The sequence below is a fragment of the Pseudoclavibacter sp. RFBA6 genome, assembly GCF_002931575.1.
GTDB lineage: Bacteria > Actinomycetota > Actinomycetes > Actinomycetales > Microbacteriaceae > Pseudoclavibacter > Pseudoclavibacter terrae.
In genome coordinates this window covers 203,330-225,922 of record NZ_PSUA01000013.1, presented here as the reverse complement: position 1 = coordinate 225,922, position 22,593 = coordinate 203,330, and the positions used below count along the sequence as shown (strand labels likewise).

The 22,593-nt window shown below is 70.3% G+C and carries 24 protein-coding genes and 1 riboswitch; of the genes, 11 read left to right on the top strand and 13 right to left on the bottom strand.

All coding sequences use genetic code 11. The features are described 5' to 3' along the window. Positions 1-16 precede the first annotated feature (16 nt). Genes C5C17_RS14545 through C5C17_RS14520 form a run of 6 tightly spaced genes read left to right on the top strand, consistent with a single transcriptional unit; the run spans position 17 to position 6,466 of the window. Positions 17-1,201: an FAD-binding oxidoreductase gene (locus C5C17_RS14545; RefSeq protein ID WP_104254071.1), complete on the top strand. Its 1,185-nt coding sequence runs from the start codon at positions 17-19 to the stop codon at positions 1,199-1,201. After that, positions 1,198-1,476, top strand: a complete 279-nt coding sequence (locus tag C5C17_RS18780; RefSeq protein WP_104254070.1) for a (2Fe-2S)-binding protein — start codon at positions 1,198-1,200, stop codon at positions 1,474-1,476. The genes C5C17_RS14545 and C5C17_RS18780 overlap by 4 nt, the downstream gene beginning before the upstream one ends. Continuing rightward, complete coding sequence (locus tag C5C17_RS19095) at positions 1,473-2,951, top strand: NAD(P)/FAD-dependent oxidoreductase (protein ID WP_104254069.1); 1,479 nt, start codon at positions 1,473-1,475, stop codon at positions 2,949-2,951. Before C5C17_RS18780 ends, C5C17_RS19095 begins: the two co-directional genes overlap by 4 nt. Next, complete coding sequence (locus C5C17_RS14530; protein ID WP_104254068.1) at positions 2,948-3,889, top strand: dihydrodipicolinate synthase family protein; 942 nt, start codon at positions 2,948-2,950, stop codon at positions 3,887-3,889. Before C5C17_RS19095 ends, C5C17_RS14530 begins: the two co-directional genes overlap by 4 nt. Positions 3,890-3,927: 38 nt before the next feature. Then, positions 3,928-4,935, top strand: a complete 1,008-nt coding sequence (locus C5C17_RS14525) for a proline racemase family protein (RefSeq protein WP_104254067.1) — start codon at positions 3,928-3,930, stop codon at positions 4,933-4,935. A gap of 13 nt (positions 4,936-4,948) precedes the next feature. Then, complete coding sequence (locus C5C17_RS14520; RefSeq protein WP_104254109.1) at positions 4,949-6,466, top strand: aldehyde dehydrogenase (NADP(+)); 1,518 nt, start codon at positions 4,949-4,951, stop codon at positions 6,464-6,466. A gap of 18 nt (positions 6,467-6,484) precedes the next feature. Here the strand turns inward: C5C17_RS14520 and C5C17_RS14515 are convergent, their stop codons facing one another. The 6 genes from C5C17_RS14515 to C5C17_RS14490 form a co-directional block, all read right to left on the bottom strand. After that, positions 6,485-7,813 carry an NtaA/DmoA family FMN-dependent monooxygenase gene (locus C5C17_RS14515; RefSeq protein ID WP_258066228.1) on the bottom strand — a complete coding sequence of 443 codons (1,329 nt, stop codon included), beginning with the start codon at positions 7,811-7,813 and terminating at the stop codon, positions 6,485-6,487. A gap of 31 nt (positions 7,814-7,844) precedes the next feature. Then, positions 7,845-8,630, bottom strand: a complete 786-nt coding sequence (locus tag C5C17_RS14510; protein WP_181028620.1) for an energy-coupling factor transporter transmembrane protein EcfT — start codon at positions 8,628-8,630, stop codon at positions 7,845-7,847. After that, positions 8,627-10,345: an ABC transporter ATP-binding protein gene (locus C5C17_RS14505; RefSeq protein ID WP_104254064.1), complete on the bottom strand. Its 1,719-nt coding sequence runs from the start codon at positions 10,343-10,345 to the stop codon at positions 8,627-8,629. Before C5C17_RS14505 ends, C5C17_RS14510 begins: the two co-directional genes overlap by 4 nt. Next, a complete protein-coding gene (locus C5C17_RS14500) occupies positions 10,335-10,925 on the bottom strand; it encodes an ECF transporter S component (RefSeq protein ID WP_104254063.1) in 591 nt (196 codons plus the stop codon). The genes C5C17_RS14505 and C5C17_RS14500 overlap by 11 nt, the downstream gene beginning before the upstream one ends. Continuing rightward, entirely contained in the window at positions 10,922-11,563 is a 642-nt protein-coding gene (locus C5C17_RS14495) for a YkoF family thiamine/hydroxymethylpyrimidine-binding protein (protein ID WP_104254062.1), read from the bottom strand. The genes C5C17_RS14500 and C5C17_RS14495 overlap by 4 nt, the downstream gene beginning before the upstream one ends. Before the next feature lie 27 nt (positions 11,564-11,590). After that, a riboswitch (TPP riboswitch) is annotated at positions 11,591-11,698 on the bottom strand. Between the two features lie 25 nt (positions 11,699-11,723). Next, the gene (locus tag C5C17_RS14490) at positions 11,724-12,065 is read right to left on the bottom strand and encodes a VOC family protein (protein WP_104254108.1); all 342 of its coding nucleotides are present in this window, start codon (positions 12,063-12,065) and stop codon (positions 11,724-11,726) included. A gap of 122 nt (positions 12,066-12,187) precedes the next feature. Between C5C17_RS14490 and C5C17_RS14485 the strand changes: the two genes are divergently transcribed. Both C5C17_RS14485 and C5C17_RS14480 read left to right on the top strand, forming a co-directional pair. Further along, positions 12,188-13,342 carry an LLM class flavin-dependent oxidoreductase gene (locus C5C17_RS14485; RefSeq protein WP_104254061.1) on the top strand — a complete coding sequence of 385 codons (1,155 nt, stop codon included), beginning with the start codon at positions 12,188-12,190 and terminating at the stop codon, positions 13,340-13,342. Positions 13,343-13,367: 25 nt separating this feature from the next. Next, positions 13,368-14,735: an NtaA/DmoA family FMN-dependent monooxygenase gene (locus tag C5C17_RS14480; protein WP_104254060.1), complete on the top strand. Its 1,368-nt coding sequence runs from the start codon at positions 13,368-13,370 to the stop codon at positions 14,733-14,735. A 99-nt stretch (positions 14,736-14,834) separates the two neighbouring features. Here the strand turns inward: C5C17_RS14480 and C5C17_RS14475 are convergent, their stop codons facing one another. From C5C17_RS14475 to C5C17_RS19005, 3 genes are read right to left on the bottom strand one after another with little or no spacing between them, the layout of a single operon-like run. Further along, positions 14,835-15,854 (bottom strand): RimK family alpha-L-glutamate ligase, encoded by a 1,020-nt coding sequence (locus C5C17_RS14475; protein ID WP_258066227.1) that lies wholly within the window; start codon positions 15,852-15,854, stop codon positions 14,835-14,837. Continuing rightward, the gene (locus C5C17_RS14470; protein ID WP_258066226.1) at positions 15,851-17,254 is read right to left on the bottom strand and encodes a M20 family metallopeptidase; all 1,404 of its coding nucleotides are present in this window, start codon (positions 17,252-17,254) and stop codon (positions 15,851-15,853) included. Before C5C17_RS14470 ends, C5C17_RS14475 begins: the two co-directional genes overlap by 4 nt. After that, entirely contained in the window at positions 17,251-17,376 is a 126-nt protein-coding gene (locus tag C5C17_RS19005; RefSeq protein ID WP_258066225.1) for a hypothetical protein, read from the bottom strand. The genes C5C17_RS14470 and C5C17_RS19005 overlap by 4 nt, the downstream gene beginning before the upstream one ends. A gap of 12 nt (positions 17,377-17,388) precedes the next feature. On the opposite strand from C5C17_RS19005, the gene C5C17_RS14465 reads away from it, so the two are divergent. After that, entirely contained in the window at positions 17,389-17,682 is a 294-nt protein-coding gene (locus tag C5C17_RS14465; RefSeq protein WP_146079190.1) for a hypothetical protein, read from the top strand. On the opposite strand, the gene C5C17_RS14460 is transcribed toward C5C17_RS14465, so the two are convergent. Next, positions 17,677-18,699 carry an NADP-dependent oxidoreductase gene (locus tag C5C17_RS14460; protein ID WP_104254058.1) on the bottom strand — a complete coding sequence of 341 codons (1,023 nt, stop codon included), beginning with the start codon at positions 18,697-18,699 and terminating at the stop codon, positions 17,677-17,679. The two genes, C5C17_RS14465 and C5C17_RS14460, sit on opposite strands and share 6 nt — an antisense overlap. A gap of 68 nt (positions 18,700-18,767) precedes the next feature. Between C5C17_RS14460 and C5C17_RS14455 the strand changes: the two genes are divergently transcribed. Then, complete coding sequence (locus C5C17_RS14455; protein WP_104254057.1) at positions 18,768-19,346, top strand: TetR/AcrR family transcriptional regulator; 579 nt, start codon at positions 18,768-18,770, stop codon at positions 19,344-19,346. A 65-nt stretch (positions 19,347-19,411) separates the two neighbouring features. Here the strand turns inward: C5C17_RS14455 and C5C17_RS14450 are convergent, their stop codons facing one another. Together C5C17_RS14450 and C5C17_RS14445 are read right to left on the bottom strand one after the other, a co-directional pair. Continuing rightward, positions 19,412-20,212 carry an alpha/beta hydrolase gene (locus tag C5C17_RS14450; protein ID WP_181028617.1) on the bottom strand — a complete coding sequence of 267 codons (801 nt, stop codon included), beginning with the start codon at positions 20,210-20,212 and terminating at the stop codon, positions 19,412-19,414. A gap of 16 nt (positions 20,213-20,228) precedes the next feature. Further along, positions 20,229-20,729, bottom strand: coding sequence for a GNAT family N-acetyltransferase (locus tag C5C17_RS14445; protein WP_104254104.1), 501 nt, complete (start codon positions 20,727-20,729; stop codon positions 20,229-20,231). Positions 20,730-20,929: 200 nt separating this feature from the next. Here C5C17_RS14445 and C5C17_RS18675 point away from each other — a divergent pair, with 200 nt between their 5' ends. Continuing rightward, positions 20,930-21,073: a hypothetical protein gene (locus C5C17_RS18675; protein WP_167516449.1), complete on the top strand. Its 144-nt coding sequence runs from the start codon at positions 20,930-20,932 to the stop codon at positions 21,071-21,073. Between the two features lie 28 nt (positions 21,074-21,101). Here the strand turns inward: C5C17_RS18675 and C5C17_RS14440 are convergent, their stop codons facing one another. Further along, positions 21,102-22,559 carry an HNH endonuclease signature motif containing protein gene (locus tag C5C17_RS14440; protein WP_104254056.1) on the bottom strand — a complete coding sequence of 486 codons (1,458 nt, stop codon included), beginning with the start codon at positions 22,557-22,559 and terminating at the stop codon, positions 21,102-21,104. Between the last annotated feature and the right edge of the window lie 34 nt (positions 22,560-22,593).

Sequence of the window (22,593 nt, the reverse complement as noted above, 5' to 3'; positions counted from 1 at the left end):
GGCAAGGAGGTGCGGGATGAGCAGCTACGACGTCGTCGTGATCGGCGGTGGCATCGTGGGCGCTGCCTGCGCGGCTGAGCTCGCCGGCCGAGGCCGGCGCGTGGCGCTCGTCGAGCGCGGTCGCGTCGCGAGCGGCACCAGCGCGCACTGCGAGGGCAACCTCCTCGTCTCCGACAAGGGGCCCGGCGCTGAGCTCGAGCTCTCGAAGCTCGCGAATGCCGCCTGGTCCACGCTCTCCGGCAGCTTCCGCGACGAGCTGGGCGACGACTTCCCAGGCATCGAGTTCGAGGCCAAGGGCGGCCTCGTCGTCGCGACGACCGATGGGGGAGCGTCCGCGCTCCTCGACTTCGCGGCCACGCAACGCACCGCCGACGTGGCGGCCGAGCCGGTCACGATCCCGGAGGCGCGCAGGCTCGAGCCGTGGCTCACCGATCGCATGACCGCAGCCGTCTGGTACCCGGGCGACAGCCAGGTGCAGCCGACCATCGCGACCGAGGCGCTCGTCGCCCTCGCGCACCTGCGCGGGGCGAGCATCCTGGAGCACCACGAGGTGACCGGCGCCCTCCGCGACGGCGGCAGGCTCGTCGGCGTTCGCACGACTGCGGGAGACGTGCGCGGTCGTGACGTCGTCGTCGCCGCCGGACCCTGGTCGGGTGAGGTCTCGGCGCTCCTCGGCGCACCGCTGCCCGTCCGGCCGCGACGGGGCGTTGTGCTCGTCACAGCGAAGATGCCGCAGCGGGTGTTCCACAAGGTCTACGACGCCGACTACGTCGGTGCCGTCGGTTCCGGCGACGTCGCCCTCATGACCTCGAGCGTCGTGGAGTCGACACCGGGGGGCACGGTGCTCATCGGCTCGAGCCGCGAGCAGGTCGGTTTCGACGACGCGTTCCGCGCCAACGTGCTGAGCGAGCTCGCGAGGAAAGCCATCTCGATCTTCCCGTTCCTCACCGAGACGGCGATCATCCGCAGCTACTCGGGGTTCCGCCCGTACATGCCCGACCACCTGCCCCTCATCGGTGCCGACCCACGACTTCAGGGTCTGTGGCACGCGACGGGCCATGAGGGGGCCGGCATCGGCCTCTCGCTGCCGACGGCCACGCTCATCGGCGACCTCATGGACGGGGCGCCGACGCAGATCGACGCCGCCCAGTTCGCTCCGTCTCGACCGACCCTCGCTGCAGAGTTGGAGGCCGTCGCATGAGCGAACGTGCAGTCCGGGGCGACGGGGTCGAGAAGCCCGTCCGCATCACGGTCGACGGCGAGCCCGTCGAGGGCGTCGAAGGGCAGAGCATCGCGGGCGTCCTCCTCGGCTCCGGCCGCGTGGCCTGGCGCGAGACGGCCGTCGCAGGGAAGCCCCGCGGCCTGTTCTGCGGCATCGGGGTGTGCTTCGACTGCCTCGTCACCGTCGACGGGGTTCCGGACGTGCGCGCTTGCCAGCGTCGAGCGTGCGATGGGGACGAGGTGAGCTCGCAATGACCTCGACGCAGCCTGGACGGCGCCACGTCGCCGTCGTCGGCGGGGGACCAGCTGGTCTCGCGGCCGCAGTGGCCGCAGCCGAGCACGGCGCCCGCGTGACGCTCATCGAGTCGGGTCGCGAGCTCGGCGGCCAGTACTGGCGACACCTGCCGAGCGACCGCGACGGTCACGGGCAGGCCGCTCTGCACCACGGCTGGTCGACATACCAGGACCTTGAGCGTCGAGTTCGCTCGACCCCCGACATCACCGTGCTGGCCGAGACCAGCGTGTGGGCCGTGGATGCTGCGGGGGGTCACGGCCCCGGCCTCGGCATCCCGACGCTCCAGGTGCTGACCGGTCCTGCGGATGCCGCGACACGCGTTCCGTCGACGCTCGGGCCGGACGCCATCGTCATCGCGACCGGTGCCCACGACCGCACCCTCCCGTTCCCGGGCTGGGACCTGCCCGGGGTCTCCACGGGCGGGGCTGCCCAGGCCTTCGCGAAGAGCGAGCGCATCGCGGTCGGCGGCAACGTCGTCGTCGCGGGTGCCGGCCCGTTCCTGCTGCCCGTCGCCGCGTCCCTCGCGCAGGTGGGTTCGCGCGTCATCGAGGTCGTCGAAGCCAACCGCATCCCGCGCCTCGCCTCCGGCTGGCTGCCCAGGCCGTGGCAGCTGGCCGGTGCGCCGGGCAAGGTGAGCGAGCTCTTCGGCTACGTTGCAGGTCAGCTGCGTCACCGCATCCCGTACCGCGTCGGCGAGGCCGTCGTGGAGGCTCACGGCGACGGCCGAGTCGAGCGCGTGACGATCGCCAGCGTCGACGCCCAGTGGCGGCCGATCCCGGGTAGTGAGCGGCAGGTGGCCTGCGACGCCGTGTGCGTCACCCACGGGTTCACGCCCCGCCTCGAGGTCGCGATCGCAGCCGGCTGCGCGCTGGGTGACGACAGATTCGTGGTCATCGACGAGTCGTGCGCGACGAGCGCGGGAGGCGTCTACGCGGCGGGGGAGGTGACCGGCATCGGCGGCGTCGACCTCTCGCTCGCGGAGGGGCGAGTCGCGGGGCACTGCGCCGCCGGCGGTTCGTCCAGGGACGCGCAGGTCAGCGACGCTCAGCGCAAGCGCGCGGTCTTCGGCGCGTTCGCCGCGCGCATCGATGCCGCCCATGGAGTGCGCCCGGGCTGGCAGGACTGGCTTCGCGACGACACGATCGTGTGCCGATGCGAGGAGGTCACCGCGGGCCAGCTCCGCCGGAAGGCGGCCGCCACCGGCTCACGCAGCCTGCGCTCCCAGAAGCTCGCCACCCGCGCCGGCCTGGGCATCTGCCAGGCACGCATCTGCGGCCGCAGCGCCGAAGAGCTGCTGCAGGCCGCGACAGGCTCAACCGGTGAACTCGACGAGGGCATCGTCGACCGCCGCCCCATCCAGACCCCCATCCGGCTCGCAGAGCTGGCAGGCATCTCAGAAGAGCAGCACCCCCCGACAGGAAGGCAAGACCCATGACCGAAGCAGCTTCCACCCACCTCGACCTCGGCGGCGTCGTCGTCGCGACGGCCCTCCCCTACAAGGAGGACGCCTCGGCACCCGCCGGTCTCGCCGTCGACTACGACGCGTACGCCGAGCACTGCAACTGGCTCATCGAGAACGGCTGCCGGGGTGTCGGCCCGAACGGCTCGCTCGGCGAGTACTCGTCCCTCACCGACGAGGAGCGACGCAAGGTCGTGCAGGTGGCCGTCGAGACCGTCGGCGACCGCGGCATCGTCGTCGCGGGCGTGCACGGACCCGGCTGGCACCAGGCCCAGCACTGGACGCAGCTCGCAAAGGAGGACGGCGCCCACGGCGTGCTCTGCCTCCCGCCGACCATGTACCGCTCGGCGGACGCCGACGTCGTCGAGCACTTCGCGAAGGTTGCGGAGGTCGGCCTGCCCGTCATGATCTACAACAACCCGCTGGACACGAAGGTCGACATCACGCCGAACCTCGTCGCCGAGATCGCGAAGATCGACGGCATCGTCGCCGTCAAGGAGTTCTCCGGGGACGTGCGGCGCGCGTTCGAGATCCAGGAGGCCTGCGAGGCGGCCGGGTCGAGCATCGACATCATCGCGGGCAGCGACGACGTGCTCTTCGAGCTCATGATCGACGGCGCGACGGGCTGGTTCGCGGGCTACCCCAACGTGTTCCCCGCGGAGGCCGTCGCGATCTACGACAACATGGCCGCTGGCCGCTACGTCGAGGCGCGCGAGATCTACAAGAGCCTCATCGCCGCCTTCCGCTGGGACTCGCGCCCGGAGTTCGTGCAGGCCATCAAGCTCGGGATGGACATGGTCGGCCGCAACGGCGGGCCCTGCCGTCCGCCGCGCGCGGCGCTCACGCAGGCCATGGAGGCGCAGGTGCGCGCCGACACGCAGCGCGCCCTCGACGCCCTCGCCGCCCTCCAGTAGGGTCGCACCTTCCACTCCACAGCCTGAGGTCAACTGACATGCGAGCATCACGAGTCATCTCCGCCGTCGACTCCCACACCGAGGGGATGCCGACCAGGGTCGTCACGGGCGGTGTCGGGGTGATCCCCGGCGCGACCATGAACGAGAAGCGCCTCTACGTGCAGGAGCACCGCGACGACCTGCGCACGTTCCTCATGCGCGAGCCGCGTGGGCACTCCGCCATGAGCGGGAGCATCCTGCAGCCGCCGACGCGACCCGACGCCGACTTCGGGGTCCTCTACATCGAGGTCTCCGGTCTGCTCCCGATGTGCGGGCACGGCACGATCGGGACGGCGACGGTGCTGGTCGAGACGGGGATGGTCGAGGTGCAGGAGCCGGAGACGGTGATCCGGCTGGATACGCCGGCCGGCCTCGTGATCGCTCGCGTGGAAGTGTGCGAAGGACGCGCTGTTAGCGTTACCATCGAGAACGTGCCCAGCTTCTGCGAACGCCTCGACGCCGTCGTCCCGGTGCCGGAACTCGGCATCGACGCGCTCCGATACTCGCTGGCGTTCGGCGGGAACTACTACGCCATGGTCGACCTCGACGACCTCGACCTGCCGTTCGACCGAAGCCGCAAGGACGACATCCTGCGCGCCGGCCTCGCCATCATGGACGCGATCAACACGCACGACGCGCCCCGGCATCCGACGATCGAGGGCGTCGACCACGTCCACCACGTCGAGTTCATCGCGCCGGGCTCCGACGCGGTCCACTCGCGGCACGCCATGGCGATCTACCCCGGCTGGTTCGACCGTTCGCCGTGCGGCACCGGCACGTCCGCACGCATGGCGGAGCTGCACGCCAGGGGCGAGCTGCCCCTGCACACCGATTTCGTCAACGAGTCGTTCATCGGCACGAGCTTCACGGGCCGGCTCATCGACGAGGTGCAGGTCGGCGACCGCGCAGCCGTGATCCCCACCATCACGGGTCGCGCGTGGATCACCGGCATGGGCCAGTACCTGCTCGACCCGACAGACCCGTTCCCCGCAGGTTTCGAATTCTAGATTGGACTCATCGATGAGCACACCCACCCCGCACACCAGCGACGCCGAGCTCGAGCAGATCCTCGCGGCGGCCGCGCTCGCCGCCCCGGTCTGGGCGGCGACGCCCCCGGCCGAACGTGCGTCGGCGCTCATCGCGGTCGCGGACGCCCTCGATCAGGCGGCCGGGGAACTCATCCCCATCGGCATGCGGGAGACGGGCCTCGCGCAGGCGAGGCTCACGGGCGAGTTGAAGCGCACGACCGTGCAGATCCGCCTCTTCGCGGACGTCATCCGAGACGGCGCCTACCTCGACGTGCGCCTCGACGAGGCCGACCCCGACTTCGTGCTCGGCCCGCGGCCCGACGTGCGCCGGATGCTCGTGCCCGTCGGCGTCGCCGTCAACTTCTCCGCCTCCAACTTCCCGTTCGCCTTCTCGGTGGCGGGCGGTGACTCGGCCGCGGCGCTCGCGGCGGGCTGCGCGCTCATCGTCAAGGGCCACTCCGGTCACCCGGAGCTCTCGGTCGCGACGGCGCGCGTCGTCGAAGACGCGCTCCGCGCGGCCGGAGCTCCCGACGGGGTCTTCGCGCTTGTCCTCGGGCAGCAGGCCGGCGTCACCGTGCTCGAGGACGACCGCGTCGACGTCGGCACCTTCACGGGGTCGATCCGCGTGGGCCGCCTGCTCGCCGACAAGGCCGCTGCCCGCCCCCGGCCCATCCAGTTCTACGGGGAGCTCGGAAGCGTCAACCCGGTCTTCGTGACCGCTGCAGCGCTCGCCGAACGCGGCGAGGAGATCGCGGCAGGCTACGCCGCTTCCGTCGCCGGCTCCGCCGGTCAGCTGTGCACGAAGCCCGGCTTCCTCTGGGTGCCCACGACGGATGCCGCCGACGAGCTCGAGCTGCGCGTCTCGCAGGCGGCCGAGCAGGCCCCCGAGCACCGCCTCCTGAACCCGAGCATCGGCCGGGCCTACGTCCAACGCCGCGCCGACGTGCTCGCGGCCGACGGCGTGCGCGTCGTCGCCGAGGGCACCGTGCGCAGCGACGACGATGGCAACGTGTGGGCGACGCCGACGATCGTGGCCGTGCCCGCGAGCAAGCTCTCGGCGGGCGACGAGACACTGCTCGACGAGGTCTTCGGTCCGTTCTCCGTCATCGTCGAGTACGACGACGAAGCCTCGCTCGCGCCCAGCCTCGACGAGCTGTACGTCGGCAACCTCACTGGCACCGTGCACGCCGCCGCGGGGGAGCAGTCGCCAGCGCTGTCATCGCTCGTCGCAGGGCTGGCGAGGAAGACGGGACGCGTCCTCTTCGGCGGGTGGCCCACCGGGGTCGCCGTGACACCGGCCATGCAGCACGGCGGCCCGTACCCGGCGACCTCGAACGACACGTCGACCTCGGTCGGCACCGCCTCCATCTCCCGCTTCCTGCGAGGCGTCGCCTACCAGGGCGCGCCTCAGGAGGCCCTGCCCGAGCCGCTACAGGACGCCAACCCCTGGGGCGTGCCGCAGCAGCGCGCGGTAGCAGGACAGTCGGCGAGCTGGGGCTCGCAGCGCTGAGCTCTGCGCCGTGCGGCCTCACCGCTGAGCGGCGAGACGCGAGCGGAGCGTCGTCGGCCTCGCGCCGGCCGAGGGCGCGTCGGGTGCTTCCGAGGCTGCGAGGCGCCCGCGTCTGCGCAGCTCCGGGACGACGTGCTCGACGAAGTCCTCGAACGAGCCGGGCAGGATGGCCGGGGCCACGACGAAACCGTCGGCGGCTCCGGCATCCTGCCACTCGCACAGCTCCTCGGCGACGGCCTCGCCGCTGCCCGTCGGTGACGGCGTCAGCTGATCGAGCGACTGCCGCAGCGCCAGGTCTCGGACGCTGAGCCCCTCGCGTCGGCACACAGCGGCGAGCATGTCCTCGAAGCCGTCGCTGCCGGTCGCGCCGCGGTGCCCGGCGAGGAAGTCGGCTGCGGGCTCGTCCAGTCGCAGCGTCCCGGCGTCCGCGTGCAAGAGTCGGGCGAGTGAGCGCAGCGCCGATGGTTCATCGATCAACGAGAGCAGCGCATCCCGAGTCCTCGTTGCATCGATCATCGTCGATCCGGCGACGGGTTGGATGGCCGCGCATACTCGCAGCTCGTCAGGGTCGCGCCCGGCCGAGCGTGCGCGCTCTCGCAGCTCCGCCCTGATCGCGCGAGTGCCCTCGATTCCGTCGGCCGCCACGAAGACCAGCTCGGCCCACTTCGCCGCGAACTCCATCCCACGAGGGGAGGCCCCGGCCTGCATGAGCACCGGATGCCCCTGCGGGCTCCTCGGCAGGCTCAGCGGGCCGGGAGGTGCGGCGCGCTCGCGTGGGGCTGGGGTGCGCGCGACGCGGCAGGGGTCCGCGAACAGGCCCGTCCGCTCGTCCCGCACCAGCGCGCCAGGTGCCCAGGTCCTCATGAGCTCGAGCACCTGGCTGACGACCCGGTCGGCTCGGTCGTAGCGCTGCGCCTTCGGCGGGATGCGCTCGAGGCCCATGTTGCGTGCCTCGGCGTCGGTCGTGGAGGTCACGATGTTCCAGGCCACTCGCCCTTCCGAGAGATGGTCGAGGCTCGCGAGCGTTCGCGCGATGACGTACGGCGGCAGGAACGACGTCGAGACAGTCGCGCCCAACCCGATTCGAGAAGTGGCACCGGCGACCACGCTCAGCACCGTGAGGGGATCGAGGGTCACCGCCCCCTTGCCGCCGCTTGCGAGTGTCGTCGCCACGTCGCCGAGCGCGTCCTCTGGCACGGCGAGCGCGTCCGGGAGGAACATCAGGTCGAAGCCGCCTCGCTCGAGCAGGCGTGCGATGTCCACGTACGAGCGCGCGCGCAGCCAGTCGCGGCCGGAATCGGGGTGCCGCCAGGCAGCGGCGTAGCGGTGCGTGGGCGGATTCACCATGCCGACGAGCGTGAGCTGGCGACGCGTCCGCTCAGACAAGCGACAGTCCCGTTCCCGCGGCCGCGCCGGCCGCCGCCGTGAGCGTGAACGCCGTGAGGACGATGCCGGCGAGGGCGGCGTCTCGCGCATCCAACGCGACAGGGCGCCACACCGTGCGAGGGCCCGCGCCGAGTCCTCTCGACTCGAGTGCCTGTGCGATCCGCTCGCCTGACCGGATCGAGACGACCAGCAGCGCGAAGGCCGCCGAGCCGAATCCCGTGGGGCCTGTTCGGGGCATGCCGTCCCGTCCGAGGGGTGCCCGCACGGCCTGCGCGGCGCGGATGCTCAGCCATTCGCTCGGCAGCAGCTGCAGGAGTCGGAACCCGGCGAGCAGGGCGTACGCGAATCGCGGGCTGAGCATCGCGTGCTGGGTGAGGCTCGTCATGAGCTCGCGAGGCGGGGTGCTCGCGATGAACGCGATCGAGAGCATGCCGATCACGGTGGTGCGGAGGGCGAGCGCGACGCCGATGGCGAGGCCTTCGCTGGTGAGCCGAACGGGTAGATCGGGGAGGAGCTCCGTCCCTGGACGGCTGAGGGCGTTGACGGTGACGAGACCGACGCCGAACGCCACGAAGGGCACGGATGCGGCGAGCAGCTGCAGCGGCCCGAGCCGCGTCGTCGTGAGCACGGCGACGACGGCGAGCATCGTCAGCACGCCGAGCGTCACCGGGTTGAGGACGAACAGCGTCGCGAGGGAGCAGGCGAACAGCACCGCGAGCTTCACGGTCGGGTTGCGGCGCTCCAGGTACCGGCCCGCTGGCCGAGTCGTCCCGCTCACGCGGCCACCTGCACGGCGGCTTCGTCGAGCCTGCGGAGGATCCGCCGCGCGTGCGCTTCCGGGAGATCCTGCTGGACGAGCCAGGCGAGCAGCGGTGTGCGCTCGAGGCCCGCAGCTTCCAGGAGCGCGGGGTCGCGCAGCAGCTCGAACGGCGTCGTGTCGGCGAGGAGTCCGCCGTCGCCGAGCACGAGCACGCGGTGGGCATGCGCGCACACGGCCCGAAGCTCGTGGCTCGAGAAGAGCACGCCGCATCCGGACGCCGCCGTGCGCTCGAGCTCGCGCATGGCCGCGATGCTCGAGCGCCGGTCGAGGCCGAACCCCGGTTCGTCGGCGAGGAGGAACGGCCGGTCGTGCGCGAGCATGGCCGCGATGCTGAGCCGCCGCTGCTGCCCGCCGGAGAGCCGGTAGGGGTTGTGGTCGAGGTAGTGAGCGAGGTCGAAGCGCTCGACGAGCTCGCTGACGCGTTCGGTGTCGCCGGGCCCGAGCCCGTGCTCCATCTCCCGCCGGAGCGTGGTCTGCGCGAACTGGTGCTCGGGGTTCTGGAAGATGAGGCCGGGGCGCGGGCCGTGGATGGTCCCGCCAGCCGGTCGTGCCAGGCCGGCGAGGGTGCGCAGCAGGCTCGATTTGCCGCATCCGTTGCGCCCGAGGAGCGCCACGACCTCGCCCGCGCGGAGTTCGAAGCTCACGTCGCGGAGCACGGCGCCGCTCCCAGCTGCGGCCGCGGCAGCAGTGCGCCTCCGCCTCGGCGCCCCTCCTGCGACGACGTCGAGCGACTCCACGCGCAGGGAAGGACCGCAGGCCGCGCTCGATCCTGGGGGCGTGGTGGTCGGGGGTGGTGCGCCTTCCCCGAGCGTGGCTACCGCTCCGGCCACGGCCCTGTTCCGGAGACCGCCGCTCAGCCCTGTCGTGGCGGTGAGCTCAGCTTCGAGCGGCAGCCAGCATCCGGACTCCTGGAGTTCGGCCGCGTTGTCGAGCAGCACCTGGGCAGTGGCTCCGTCGTGGGCGATGACCCCGCCGCGGCCGACGACCACCGTGCGAGCGGGCAGACCCGCGATGCCGCGAGCCCCCGCGAACTCGTCGAGGCGGTGCTCGACGAGCACGACCGTCGATGCCTGCGCGGACGCGGCGTCGATGGCTCGGCGGACGGATGCGATGCCCTCCGGGTCGAGCATGGACGTGGGTTCGTCGAGCACGAGCACCCTGGGCCGGGTGACGACGGCCGCGGCGAGCGCCACCCGCTGCGTCTCCCCGCCGGAGAGCGTCGCCGACCGCCGGCCGGCCAGCGAGGTGGCTCCGACGAGCTCGAGCGCCGCCTTCACGGCAGGCCCGATCGACGGCCGCGGCCACGCATGGTTCTCGAGCGGGAAGGCGACCTCGTCAGCCACGTCGGGGAGGCACACCGACGAGGCCGGGTTCTGCGCCACGACGGACAGGTTCCGCGAGATCCTCGGCACGTCGTGCTCCTGCGTGTCCAGGCCGCAGACGCGCATGGTCCCGCTCACCTGGGCTGGCACGGCGTGGGGGATGACCCCGCTCAGCGCCTGCAGCAGCGTCGACTTCCCGGAACCGGACGGCCCGATGACCAGCACGTGCTCACCCGGCGCGACCCGCAGGTCCACCGGCCCGAGCCCGTCGCCCGAGGAGTGGATCACCTCGAAGTCGTGTGCCTCGATATCGAGTCCGGAGCTCTCCGTGGGCGAGGCGTCAGGCCGCACGGCGCACGGCCACGGGCTTCGTGTCCTGCACGATCGCGAAGTTGTCGAGCACGCCCGTGCGCACGAGCGAGTCGACGAGGAGCTTCGCGAGGAGCCCGCCGAGGATGATGCCGGACGCGAGCTGGATGCCGAAGCGCAGGAAGAGGATCTCCTGCCCGTACCAGCCTGAGCGGAACGCCGAGTAGAAGAACACGAGGCCAGCACCGAGCGCCCCGGAGATGGCGTACCGCAGCCAGCCGTACTTCTTGTACCGGCCGATCGCGAACGGCAGCTCGCTGCCGATGCCCTGCAGCGCGGCCGCGACGAACAGCAGCGGGCCGACCGCCGAGCCGAGGAACACGACCTCGATGACCGAGGCGAGCACTTCAGCGATCACGCCGACGAACGGCCGCCGGATGATGGCGATCGCGATGGGCGCGACCAGCAGCCAGCCGCCGAAGAGGAAGTGCTGGGCGAGGTCGCCCGCAGGCCCCATCGCGATCGAGAGCGCCGTCCAGGCCTGCACCAGCGCCCAGTAGAGGAAGCCGAAGACCGTGCCGAGCACGACCATGAGCACGATGTCGCGCAGCTTGAGGCTCATGCGTGCGCTCCCGTCTCCGCGCCCGCCGCGTGGCTTGGGCTGTTGAGCGAGACCGTGAGGTGACTCGTGACGTGCTGCACGTGCGCGCCGACCCCAGCCCAGGCCGCGACGACGGTCTCCAGGACCCGGCCGAGGTCCCCGCTGAGCTTCGTGACGAAATGCTCGGACGCCACGAAGGTGCCGCTCGCCTTCGCCGTCTCGATGGCGGCGTAGATCTCCCGCATGTGGTCGGGCGTCCGCTCGTCCGATCCGACGTCCTCGAGCGGGTAGAGCGCCCATTCTGCGCTCGCGAAGCTCCCAGTGTGGCGACCGCGGGGCGCATCCACCCGCCGAGGGCCCGCCCCGCCCGGCAGCTCGCAGATCGCCTCACCCGGGCAGCCGCGAGAGAGCAGCACCTGGACGGAGGCGTGCAGTCCGGTCGCCGCCACGTGCTGCGTGAGGTCGGTGAGCCAGCGCAACAGCGCCTGCTCGTCGCCGCCCGCGTACGTGCTGACGTCACCCGTCTCGAGGATCAGCCCCGTGGAATCGGCGGCGTGCACCGCAGCGAGGATCACCTCGACGTAGCGGTCGGACATGACCGAGAGGGTGACCCTCGCCCCCACCCCGAATGCGAGTGGGTCTCGAGTGATGGATTCCATGTGCGTGCCTTCCGTCGGAGCGTGACGGCACGGGTGAGTCGACTCCCTTCGCTGGCATTACCCAGATCAGGTTCAACGGTCGGAGTTCGAGTACTCCCTCTCAGCCCGACTCATCGGGCTCCCGTGCACGGCCACACTGTAGCCCCGACGGTGCGCGCGGCTAGCTCGAGGCGCCCGTGAAGACGACGTGATTGCCCTCCGGGTCGAGCACCTGGAGGATCTGGAAGTGAATCGCGTCTTCGATCCCGCCGTGCTCGATCTTCGCCGCGTCGAGCCGCCTGGCGACACTCTCGAGGTCGTCATCGTTGAAGACCACGGTGGATTTTCCAGAGCGACTCGAGTCGGCCCACAGCTGGAGGCCGGCCTCGCTTGTGAAGTGCCACTCCAGGAGGCCCGGCATCGGATTCTCGTCAGGACCCCGTCCGAAGAGCCTGCCGTAATATTCCGTAGCCTGAGCCAGGTCCGACACGGTGATCTGCGCGAGTACGCCCTTGATAGCCATGCGTCCCAGCATGCGCGACAAGGGTGCGAGGACCCTCAACGAACATGTCCCCGCGTTTCGACGCGTAACGGGCCGCGACGGGCGCCGTGGACCGAACTCGGGGCGCGGCCTAGCGTCGCACCATGACGAACCCCAACCGAATCCACCTCGGCGTCGCACTCGATGGCGCCGGCATCCACCCGGCGGCCTGGCGGGAGCCGAGCGCTCGCCCAGACGAGCTCTTCACGCCCGAATACTGGGTGGGGCTCGTGCAGCTCGCCGAGCAGGGCCTCCTCGATTTCGTCACCATCGAGGACTCGCTCGCGCTCCAGAGCGGCGAGTTCCTCCGCCAGGACAACCGGACCGACGAGGTCAGGGGTCGCCTGGACGCGCTCCTCATCGCCTCCCGCGTCTCGCCCGTCACGGAGCACATCGGCCTCATCCCGACTGTCACGACGACGCACACCGAGCCCTTCCACGTCTCGAAGGCCGTCGCAACCCTCGACTACACGAGCCTGGGCCGCGCGGGCTGGCAGGCCCGTGTCTCGCCCGGTGCGGAGCACTCGCACTTCGGTCGTCGGGATGCGCCGCTCGTCGGCGAGCTCTTCGCGGAGGCCAACGACTTCGTCGAGGTCGTGCGCAGGCTCTGGGACAGCTGGGAGGATGACGCCGAGATCCGCGACGCCTCCACCGACCGGTTCCTCGACGCGGCGAAAGTGCACCGCATCGAGTTCGAGGGCAAGTGGTTCAGCGTGCGCGGACCGTCGATCACGCCCCGGCCCCCGCAGGGGCAGCCGGTTGTCGCCGCGCTCGGCCACGCGGAGGTGCCGTACGAGTTCGCGGCAGCCAGCGCCGACCTGCTCTTCGTGACGCCGACCGACGTCGCCTCGGCCGTGCGCATCCTGAGCGAGGTGCGGGCCGCAGAGAAGAAGGTCGAGCGGGACGGCGAGCTGTCGGTGTTCGTCGACCTCGCCGTGTTCCTCGACGGGCCGGAGGAGACGGGGTCCGCCCGCCTCAACCGCCTCAACGCGAAGGGGCGCGCGCTCGGAGAGCCACCGGCGGTGTTCGCGGGCTCAGCCGAGGAGCTCGTCGAGCACTTCGAGACGCTCGCCGGCCTCGGCTACGACGGCTTCCGCCTGCACCCTGGCGTCGTGACCGACGACCTGCCGCGCATCGTCGCCGACGTCGTCCCGCTCCTGCAGCGCAAGGGCCTCTTCCGGGAGAGCTACGAGCAACGCACCCTGCGCGGCCTCCTCGGCCTCGAGACCACCGTGCCCAACCGCTACGCCGCCATCTAGACCCGAACCGGATCAGGAGATCACCATGACGAAGAAGCAGATCATCCTCGCGGCCTACGTCGGCGGGGTCAACGAGCACACGCTCTGGGAGCACCCGGAGGCGGGCAGCCAGATCGAGTTCTCCACGTTCAAGCGCGTGGCGAAGAAGGCCGAGGCCGGGAAGTTCGACTACTTCTTCCTCGCCGAGGGCCTCGCGCTGCGCTCGCGGCTCGGCGAGATCTTCGACCACGACATCTCGGGGCGGCCGGACACCATCCCGGTCCTCGCCGCCATCGCGGCCGTGACCGAGCACATCGGCCTCGTCGGGACCATCAACGCCACCTTCAACGAGCCGTACGAGCTCGCTCGCCAGTTCGCGAGCCTCGACCACCTCTCCGGTGGACGTGCCGGCTGGAACGTCGTGACGTCGTTCGACGCGTTCACGGGCGCGAACTTCCGCCGCGGGGGCTTCCTGCCGCACGCGGAGCGCTACGAGCGGGCCGAGCAGACCGTCAGCACCGTCCGGGAGCTGTGGGACTCCTGGTCGGCGGATGCGATCGTCGCGGATAAGGAGACCGGGCAGTTCCTCGACTCCGCCGACGAGGGGCGGTTCGGCGTGGAGACGAGCCAGTTCGACATCAGCGGGCGCTTCACGGTGCCCCGCAGCCCGCAAGGGAGGCCGATCATCGTGCAGGCTGGCATCTCTCCGCAGGGCAGGGACTTCGCGGCAGCCAACGCCGACGTCATCTTCTCCCCATACTCGCGCCTCGAGGAGGCACGCGACTTCTACGCCGACATCAAGGCTCGAGTCGAGGGCTTCGGCCGCGACCGTGACGACCTGAAGATCCTGCCGCAGTCGAGCTTCGTGCTCGGCGACACCCACCAGGAGGCGCAGGAGAAGGCTCGCTGGGTGACGGAGCAGCAGCTCAGCCCGCGCACCATCCAGGTCCGCCTCGAGCAGGTCTGGAACCGCGACTTCTCGGACATCGACTTCGATGGTCCCCTGCCCGACTTCGATCCGGATGGGGAGAGCGCGCCCATCATCGAGGGCCGCGCCTTCACCTACGGCGACCGCCTCGCCACGGTCCGCAGATGGCGCGAGAAGGCTCAGGAGAACGGATGGAGCATCCGCGAGTTCGCCCGCAACGAGCTCGGCGGTGTGCGCTTCGTCGGCACCGCCGCCCAGGTGGCTGAGGAGATCGACGACTTCGTGCAGAACGACGGCTCTGACGGGCTGGTCATCGGCTCGCACCTCACGCCTGGCGGCATCGATGAGTTCGTCGACCAGGTCGTGCCGATCCTGCAGGAGCGCGGCTCCCTGCGCGAGGAGTACACGGGAACGACCCTGCGCGACAACCTCGGAATCCCCGTGCCAGAGCGAGGAACGCGGGCCCCGAGCGCGTTCGCGGTCTGATCCAGAAGAAGCCCAGCAACGAAGAGGTGGCCGCCGGAGATGAACTCCGGCGGCCACCTTTCCGCGTGCCGTGCCGTGCCGTAGCGTGAGCGGCCGGGCTCACACGTCCGGGTATGTCTCCCGCAGGACGCGCCCCAGGTAGGCCGCGATGGCCCCGGGCCCCGAGCCGTCGGCGACGCGCTCCACATCGGCGTTGTAGTTGGTGTTCGTGTTGATGTCGTAGACCACCTGTCGGCCGTCCTCGGTCTCGATGAACTCGATGCCGGCGATCTCCAAGCCGATGTCCTTGGTGAACGCGACGAGGCGTTCGACGAGGTCGTCGTGGCCGCCCTGGCGCAGGGAGAAGATCGACGTGCCGGGTTCGGGTGCCAGTTCCGCGCCAGGGGGAACGACCGGGCGACCCGTGTCGGGGTCGATCGCGCACGCATCCGCTGGGCACAGCTGGAAGCCGCCGTGGATGGTGTCGGCCGCGATCGAGTAGATGTGCTCGCCGCCGACGATCTCGACGCGCGTGATGAATCCTCCGGCGGGGCGCAGATACTCCTGCAGGAGCGTGATGCCGTCGAGCGGCTCCTCGAACTCGGGGGAGTCGAGGTAGGCCTCGAAGTCGGCGAAGTGGTTGAAGCGGCGCACGCCGAGGCCCTTGCCGCCCTGGTTGTGCTTCGTGATGAACGGGGTCGGGAAGTCGCGCGCCGCATCCCGCAGCCCCTGCCTGCCGACGACCGCGAGGGTTCGCGGGGTGTCGATGCCGGCCCGGCGCAGGAGCGTCAGCTGGTCGACCTTGCTCACCTCGAGCTCGATGGCGCGGCGGCCGTTGACGGTGCGCCGGCCCGCGGCCTCCACCCAGTTGAGGACGGAGCGCGCGTAGTCCTTCGAGAGCGCGTGATCCCTGGTGTGCGAGGAGGCGCTGATGCGTGACCAGAAGATGCCCTCCGGCGGGAGCGCGTCGATGTCGATGACACCCTCGACCAGGCGCCATTCGACGACGGGAACGCCCGCTGCCTCGAACGCCGCCTGGAACGGCGGCCACCACTCAGGGTTCTCGTGCAGCGCGTAGACGACGGGTGTGGCTGCGACGGGTTGCGAGGAGATGGACTGGGATGAGACCGGTGTGCTCAAGAGAAGAATCCTTCGACGTCGAGTGCGCCGCCAGCCGCGTCGAAGTCGGCGCGGGCCGCGGCACGGAGGTTGGGGTCCGCGAGGAAGTCGGCGGCGACGAGCGCGAGGCCGGAGCTTGCGTCGGCGATGGCGGTGCTCGCGGCGTCGCTCGTCGCGTACTCGGCGAACTCGCGCGTGTGGAGGCTGACGTCCGGTGGGCTGATCGCGATGACCGGGTGGATGCCGGGCACGCGCACGCTCACGTTGCCGAAGTCGGTGGATGCGGCGAGGTGCGAGGGCACGGACGCCTTGGTGAGCACGCGACGGCCGCGAGCCTCCTGATGCACGGCCCACCGCTCGGAGAGCGGCGTGTTGTAGCGCAGCGGCATCGTGAACGGCAGCGGGTCCCACTCGACCTCGACTCCCGTGCCGGTGGCCAGGGCGATGCCGTTGGCGATGTCCTCGAGGCGCAGGCTCAGCTCCTTCAGCGTCTCCGCGGCGTTCGAGCGCACGTAGTACTCGAGCTCCGCGAACTCGGGGACCACGTTGGGGCGCTGGCCGCCGTTGACGATGACGCCGTGGATGCGGTCGCCCGGGTACAGGTGCTGCCGCAGGAGGCCGGTGGCCTGGTAGTTCAGGTTGGCGGCATCGAGCGCGTTGCGTCCCTGGAACGGGGACGCGGAGGCGTGGGCGGGCACCCCGTAGTAGCGGACGCGCAGGATGCGCCGGCCGATGAAGGGCTGGTCGGTGACGTCGTAGCCGAAGGGATGGATCATGATGGCGGCGTCGACGCCGTCGAACGCGCCCGCGCGGGCCATGATCTCCTTGCCGTTTCCGCCTTCCTCGGCGGGTGTCCCGTAGAGCACGATCCGGCCCGCCGGGAGCGCACGGGTTCGGCTCGCCTCGACAAGAGAGAGGAACGCGCCCACGGCGGAGGCGGCGATGATGTTGTGCCCGCAGCCGTGGCCCACGCCGGGGAGGGCGTCGTACTCGGCGAGGATCGCGACGGTCGGCGCATCCTGTGCCGCTTCGCCGACGACCAGCTCGGCGACCAGTGCCGTGTCGAGCCCGAAGGCACCCACCTGAGCCGTGACGCCGTGCTCGGCGAGCAGCTCGGCGATATCGGCGACGCTCTGCGTCTCCTCGAATCCCTCTTCCGCGTACTCGAAGATGCGGTGGGAGAGCTCCACCAGCTCGGGCTGCAGCGACTCGGAGGCGGAGCGGATCGCGGAGGTGTCGTCACCGGATGCGCCGTCGTGGGCCGAGGTGATGCGCGGGGCAGCGGCGGCCGCGATGGCGGTCTCAGCAGCGACGAGGTCCAGGTAGGTGCTGCTCGGCGTCGTGGGGGACGCGCCGACGCTGATGCCGCGGGTGGCCCCGGATCCTCGGGGTGCGCTGCTCGGGCCTGCTGCTTCGCTCACGTGGTGTGCTCCTTGCCGCCGGGGGCCCCGATCGGGCCGTCTGCATCCATCGTGCCTCGATTCTTCGGGGCGTGCCTGACCGTGTCTTGGTTGCCGTCGTGGGCCGTAACGTGAATCTCCATTACAGTGGCTGCGTGATGTTCATCGTCGGTGCCGTGCTGCTCGGGCTCAGCCTCGCGCTCACGACCTGGGCGCACCTTCTCGTCGGCAGGGCTGGTGCCGGCCGCAGGCTCCCGATCTTCAGGGACCCGCCGGGAACTCCGAAGCTGGCGAGCTGGCTGCGGATGGGCGGGGCGCTGCTGGCCGTCGTCGCTGCAGGCCAGCTGTGGCACGTCATCGGGCTCGCCGCGCTGCTGCCGGTCGCGCTCGTGCTGTTCGTGCCCGGACTCATCGCGCATGCCCGGCATGAGCGCACGCTGCAGTCATGACCGGGCGAGCCTCACGACCATCTTGCCCGTGTTGGCTCCGCGCATCATGTCGAGGAACGCCTGCACGGTGTTGCCGAGGCCGTCGACGACCGTCTCGTCGTAGGTGATCTCGCCCGCACGCAACCACTCCGCCATGAGCGGCTGGAATTCGCCGGCGAGGTGGCCGTATCCGCCGACTGTGAACCCCTCGAGGCGGAGGGAGCGCTTGATGATGTTGGCCATGTTGTCCGGACCCGCCGGCTTGTCGTTGTCGTTGTAGGTCGAGATGGCGCCGCACAGCGCGGCTCGGCCGCCTCGGTTGAGGACACCGAGGGCCGCCTCGAGGTGGTCGCCCCCGACGTTGTCGAAGTACACGTCGATGCCATCGGGTGCAGCCTCGGCGAGCTGCTCCCGCACGGGCCGCTCCTTGTAGTCGAAGGCGGTGTCGAAGTCGTACCTCGCGGTCAGGAGCTCGACCTTCTCGGCCGACCCCGCGGATCCGATGACGCGTGCGGCACCGAGCTTCCGCGCGATCTGACCGACCGCCGTGCCGACAGCCCCGGCAGCTCCAGAGACGAAGACGGTGTCACCCTCCTGGAGTCCTGCGATCGCCGTGAGGCCGACGTAGGCGGTGAGCCCCGTCATGCCGAGCATCGACAGGTACAGCGAGAGGGGGACGCCGTCGATCTCCTCGATGATCCGGAACGACGAAGCATCCTCCTGTGCGACATCACGCCAGCCGAAGGCATGCAGGACGTGAGCGCCTACGGGTACGGCGTCGCTCGCAGAGGCGACCACGACGCCGACCGCGCCGCCGGTGAGCGTCTCGTCGAGCGCATATGGGGGCACGTAGCTCGGCGCGTCCGTCATGCGGCCGCGCATGTAGGGGTCGACCGAGAGGTACAGGTTCTCGACGCGCACCTGGCCGGGCTCAAGGGCGCCGTACTCGATCTCGACGGTGCGGAAATCCTCTTGGGTTGGCCACCCCTCGGGTCGTGCGGCGAGTTGGATCTGGGTGCTCGTGGTGCTTGACGTCATCGGGTCAGGCAATCACGGCCGGCTGATCACTATGTCCGTAGTGCTGTTACTACGCCTATAGTAGTCCGGTGTCCTCCACGCGCGATCGCTCGCTGTCTGCCGCCCTCGAGCTGCTCGCGTCCGGCGGCATGCGAGCCCTCACGCACACGCGGGTGGACGCCGAGGCGCGGCTGCCGAGGGGCTCCACCTCGAATCACTTCCGCACGCGTCAGTCGCTCATCGAGGGGGTCATCGAACGGCTCGACAGGAGCGACTACGCGGAGTGGCTCCTCACCTACGAGTGGGGCGAGCCGAGTGTCGAGCGGTTCTGCGTCGCGATGGATGCGGCCGTCGAGTCCATGACGGGGCGGGGGCGGATTCAGACGCTCGCCCGCTTCGCGCTGCTGCTTGAGGGAACTCACAATCCCTCGGTCGCCAGAGCCATCCAGGTGGGGCGCGACAGGCTGCGCGGCTGGGCGGCGGGGGCGGTGGCGAGCCTCGGCGTGAGCGAGCCTGAATCCCGTGCCTCTGCCCTGGTCGCGTTGATCGACGGCGCGGTGCTGCATGAACTCGCTCGGCCCGCTGTGGGCGACCCCAACGAGCGCCTGCCGGACGACCGCGGGATCGACGTGCGACTGGCGGTGCGGCGACTGCTCACGGAGGGCTGACTGCAACTCGGAAGCCGGGTGATCAGCTCGCGCGGGGGCTGCTGCTGGTCAGGCGTGGGTTGAGGTCAGCTCGCTGATTGCAGGTCTGCCGCCCAGTCTGACGTGGCGGTCGCGATCTGCTCGCGCCCCTCCGCGTCAGGGATGGTCGCCGTCCCGTCGCCGGACTGCGGGCCGTAGTTGCCGAACATGGCGTGGTTTGCGCCGTCGATCTCGAGGGTCTCGGCGTCCGGAGGGAGCAGTCCGCGTGCGTCGGAGGCTTTCTGCGGGGTGGTCAGTCCGTCGGCGCTCCCGGTGATGCTGAGGACGTCGAGCGAGGTGTCGGCCGTGAGGTCGTTGGCGCAGTAGCTGCCGAAGAGGAGGAGGCCGGCCACGTCGGGCGAATCAGCGAGCTGGCAGGCGCGGACGCCGCCGAGGGAGTGTCCGCCGACGGCCCAGGTCGAGATGTCGGGCGCGGCGGTCGAGTAGTCGTCGACGGTGCGGGTGTCGAAGAAGGCGAGGTTGAGGAGGGGCTGCGGGATGACGACGGTCATCTGCTCCTCGGTGACGAGGCTGGAGAGCTTCGCGGCGTAGGCCGCTGGCTCGACTTTCGCTCCGGGGATGAAGATGAGCCCGGTTGTGCTCGCGGCTTCGGTCGGGCTGAGCACCAGCGACCCATCGACTTCCGCGACGGTGATCGCCGGGTCGTCGGTGACGGACGCGAGCGGTTCGGGCTCGGCGGCCATGACGCCGACGTTCGCCCAGATGAGGAACGCGGCGATTGCGGCGACGAAGACGCCGGCGATGATGGAGAAGCTCCAGATGAGCGTGCGCCGGAGCCGGCTCCGCTTGGGTCGACGCGGCGGCTGGTTCGGGGGAGTTGCTGGCACCTTGCGAGAGTACTCCTCAGGCGCTGGTGCGGGCGTTCCTGGTGTCGCTGGTGACGGGCTTCTCGAACGCGAAGACGGGCAGGTCGAAGGCGGGGATGCGCCGCTCGCCGCCTTCGAAGCCGGAGGCGCGGTAGAGGGCGACCGCCTCGGGCTGCCGTGACCCGGTGGTGAGGAAGATGCGCGTGTAGCCGAGCTCGGCTGCGGCGATGTCGAGTTCGCGGAGCACCTGCTGGGCGAGCCCGCGGCGGCGGTGCGAGCCTCGCGTCCACATGCGCTTCACTTCGGCGGTGGTGGCGTCGTAGCGGCGGATCGCGCCGGCGGCGACGAGGAGGTCGCCGTCGAGGATGCCGATGAATGCACCGTCCGGGGCGAGGAAGTCGCTGACGGGGTAGGCGCCGATGTCGTCCTTGTAGAACTCCCCGTACCTGGTGCGGTATTCCTCGTCGAGGGCGTCGAGCACCTCGGCGACGTCGGCGGAGGTGATGTCGAGGCGGCGGGCGGTGAGCGCGGATGTCATGCGCACATGGTGCTCCGCATCGCGGCGTCTGGGCTCGCGACTGGCTGTCAGGTGACGCCGTGTTTCGTCCGGCGAAGCACGGTGTCGTCTCGTGTACTCGTCTTGCGGTGACTGCTTCCGGCCTGGTTCGTGCGTTCCTACGCTGACGCAAGAGGTTTCGTGATGGGGGCGAGGAATGGCGACGAACGAGAGGGCAGCAGATGAGCATTTCACTCCGCACCGAGGGCAGCGCCACGATCGCCGTGCGCCTGCAGAGGCTGTTCTCGCAGCTTTTCGTGTCTGAGCGGTCGGGTGTGGGCGAGCAGAGGCTCCTCCTTCGCGGCGTCGGCATCGAAGAGGTGTAGACGAGGTCGGCATGTGCGTCGGCTCGCGTCAGAACGGCGGAGGATCGTTGCTTGGGTCTCGTTCCGTGTGAAGTTCGGGTGGCACGGCGGTCGCGGTCGAGGGGTCGGTCGTGGATGCGACTTCGCTCTGCGGGGTGATTTCGGCTGTCGGCACGAACCGAACGCCCTGCCGCTCGGGCCTGTCAGCCAGGACTGTTCCGCCTGGCGTCTTCCACTCGACGACTCCGTTTTCGAGCTGGTCGATTGACCACGGTGTGGCGTGGCGCATGACGTGGTGGAAGACGCAGAGGTGTTCGAGGTTCCCGAGGCAGGTCTTCCCACTGTGCTGCCATTCCTGAGTGTGGTCGATCTGGCAGGCGCGGGCTGGGAGGCGGCAGCCCGGGAAACGGCAGTGGACGTCGCGGGCCGCCAGGAATCTGCGCATGGCCGCGGTCGGCGTGTACGCGTCGACTGCCAGTACGGTCCCCGAGATCGGGTGTGTCAGAATCCGCATGAACATCGGTGCCGTTGCCGCCATGCGCTTGGCTTCGTCGATCGGCACGGGTGAGAGGCCGTCGAGGAGCGCCGGGGGATGGCCGGGTTCGCGTTGGTCGGCGAGCAGGGTCGTTGCTGGGATGACCAGGTTCACCGTCGCCTGGACGCCGTTGGCTGCGGTTGTCGAGGTGGGGTCGCTCGTGAGGAGCTGGTCGCAGACGAGGTCGGCGCTGACTTCTCCGAGTGTCCTCTCGTCGGGTTCTGACTCTGGCGCTTCGCCGGCGGCAGCGGCGGCCTTCTCGGTCTTGACGCGTGCCCGCAGGACACGCGCCGCCTGCTTGCTGACTCTGTCGCGAACGGCGGTGAGCAGGAGGAGCGACCCTCCGACGTGCAGCACCCCGTGACCATCGCCCGCGTCGGTCACCGAGACGAATCCCTTCATGCGCGTCTTCCGTCGACGCTCCGCGAGCGGGACCTGCGTGAGTTCTTCCGCGATACGAGCGGTTATGCGCCTGAGCGCAGCCTCCGTGAGGATCTGTTCGCTCACCTGGTCGAGGGCGATCTCGACGAAGCGGGCGCGGAGCGAAGCCTGCTCGGCTTCCACCTCGTGGGAGATGAGAAGCCCTGACGAGACGATGGCGTCGAGGTGGTGGCCGGAGATGCGCCCGTCTGCCACTGCATCCACTGCGGCGGGGAACTCCCGTACGGCGTTCCACGACCCGGCGAGCTGCCGGATCACAAGGCTGTGCTTCGCCTGCACGTCGAACGAGATCTCCGCCGAGATCGAACGGACGTGCATGCCCATCTCGGGGTGGCCGTCGGCAAGGTCGAGGAGGTAGCCGAAGTTGTACGCGCGAGCCTCGAGCAGGATCCCCTCAGCGTCGATAGCGCGCCTGGCTGACTCGATGCGGGCAGTCTCGGACAGGATCGCAGCGCGTTCGGCGGCGATGGAGGCTGGGTCGTTGACGTCGAAACGCCACCGCTCCTCGAAGCTCGCTGCCGGCTGGTACATGGGTCAACCCTAGCAGTAGTAGAATCTAATTACT

What these genes read in the sequence shown, in the direction of transcription:
- C5C17_RS14545 (WP_104254071.1), top strand. Translation starts at nt 17, where the DNA reads ATGAGCAGCTACGACGTCGTCGTGATCGGCGGTGGCATCGTGGGCGCT.
- C5C17_RS18780 (WP_104254070.1), top strand. Translation starts at nt 1,198, where the DNA reads ATGAGCGAACGTGCAGTCCGGGGCGACGGGGTCGAGAAGCCCGTCCGC.
- C5C17_RS19095 (WP_104254069.1), top strand. Translation starts at nt 1,473, where the DNA reads ATGACCTCGACGCAGCCTGGACGGCGCCACGTCGCCGTCGTCGGCGGG.
- C5C17_RS14530 (WP_104254068.1), top strand. Translation starts at nt 2,948, where the DNA reads ATGACCGAAGCAGCTTCCACCCACCTCGACCTCGGCGGCGTCGTCGTC.
- C5C17_RS14525 (WP_104254067.1), top strand. Translation starts at nt 3,928, where the DNA reads ATGCGAGCATCACGAGTCATCTCCGCCGTCGACTCCCACACCGAGGGG.
- C5C17_RS14520 (WP_104254109.1), top strand. Translation starts at nt 4,949, where the DNA reads ATGAGCACACCCACCCCGCACACCAGCGACGCCGAGCTCGAGCAGATC.
- C5C17_RS14515 (WP_258066228.1), bottom strand. Translation starts at nt 7,813, where the DNA reads ATGGTGAATCCGCCCACGCACCGCTACGCCGCTGCCTGGCGGCACCCC.
- C5C17_RS14500 (WP_104254063.1), bottom strand. Translation starts at nt 10,925, where the DNA reads ATGAGCCTCAAGCTGCGCGACATCGTGCTCATGGTCGTGCTCGGCACG.
- C5C17_RS14495 (WP_104254062.1), bottom strand. Translation starts at nt 11,563, where the DNA reads ATGGAATCCATCACTCGAGACCCACTCGCATTCGGGGTGGGGGCGAGG.
- C5C17_RS14490 (WP_104254108.1), bottom strand. Translation starts at nt 12,065, where the DNA reads ATGGCTATCAAGGGCGTACTCGCGCAGATCACCGTGTCGGACCTGGCT.
- C5C17_RS14485 (WP_104254061.1), top strand. Translation starts at nt 12,188, where the DNA reads ATGACGAACCCCAACCGAATCCACCTCGGCGTCGCACTCGATGGCGCC.
- C5C17_RS14480 (WP_104254060.1), top strand. Translation starts at nt 13,368, where the DNA reads ATGACGAAGAAGCAGATCATCCTCGCGGCCTACGTCGGCGGGGTCAAC.
- C5C17_RS19005 (WP_258066225.1), bottom strand. Translation starts at nt 17,376, where the DNA reads ATGGAGATTCACGTTACGGCCCACGACGGCAACCAAGACACGGTCAGG.
- C5C17_RS14460 (WP_104254058.1), bottom strand. Translation starts at nt 18,699, where the DNA reads ATGACGTCAAGCACCACGAGCACCCAGATCCAACTCGCCGCACGACCC.
- C5C17_RS14445 (WP_104254104.1), bottom strand. Translation starts at nt 20,729, where the DNA reads ATGACATCCGCGCTCACCGCCCGCCGCCTCGACATCACCTCCGCCGAC.
- C5C17_RS18675 (WP_167516449.1), top strand. Translation starts at nt 20,930, where the DNA reads ATGAGCATTTCACTCCGCACCGAGGGCAGCGCCACGATCGCCGTGCGC.
- C5C17_RS14440 (WP_104254056.1), bottom strand. Translation starts at nt 22,559, where the DNA reads ATGTACCAGCCGGCAGCGAGCTTCGAGGAGCGGTGGCGTTTCGACGTC.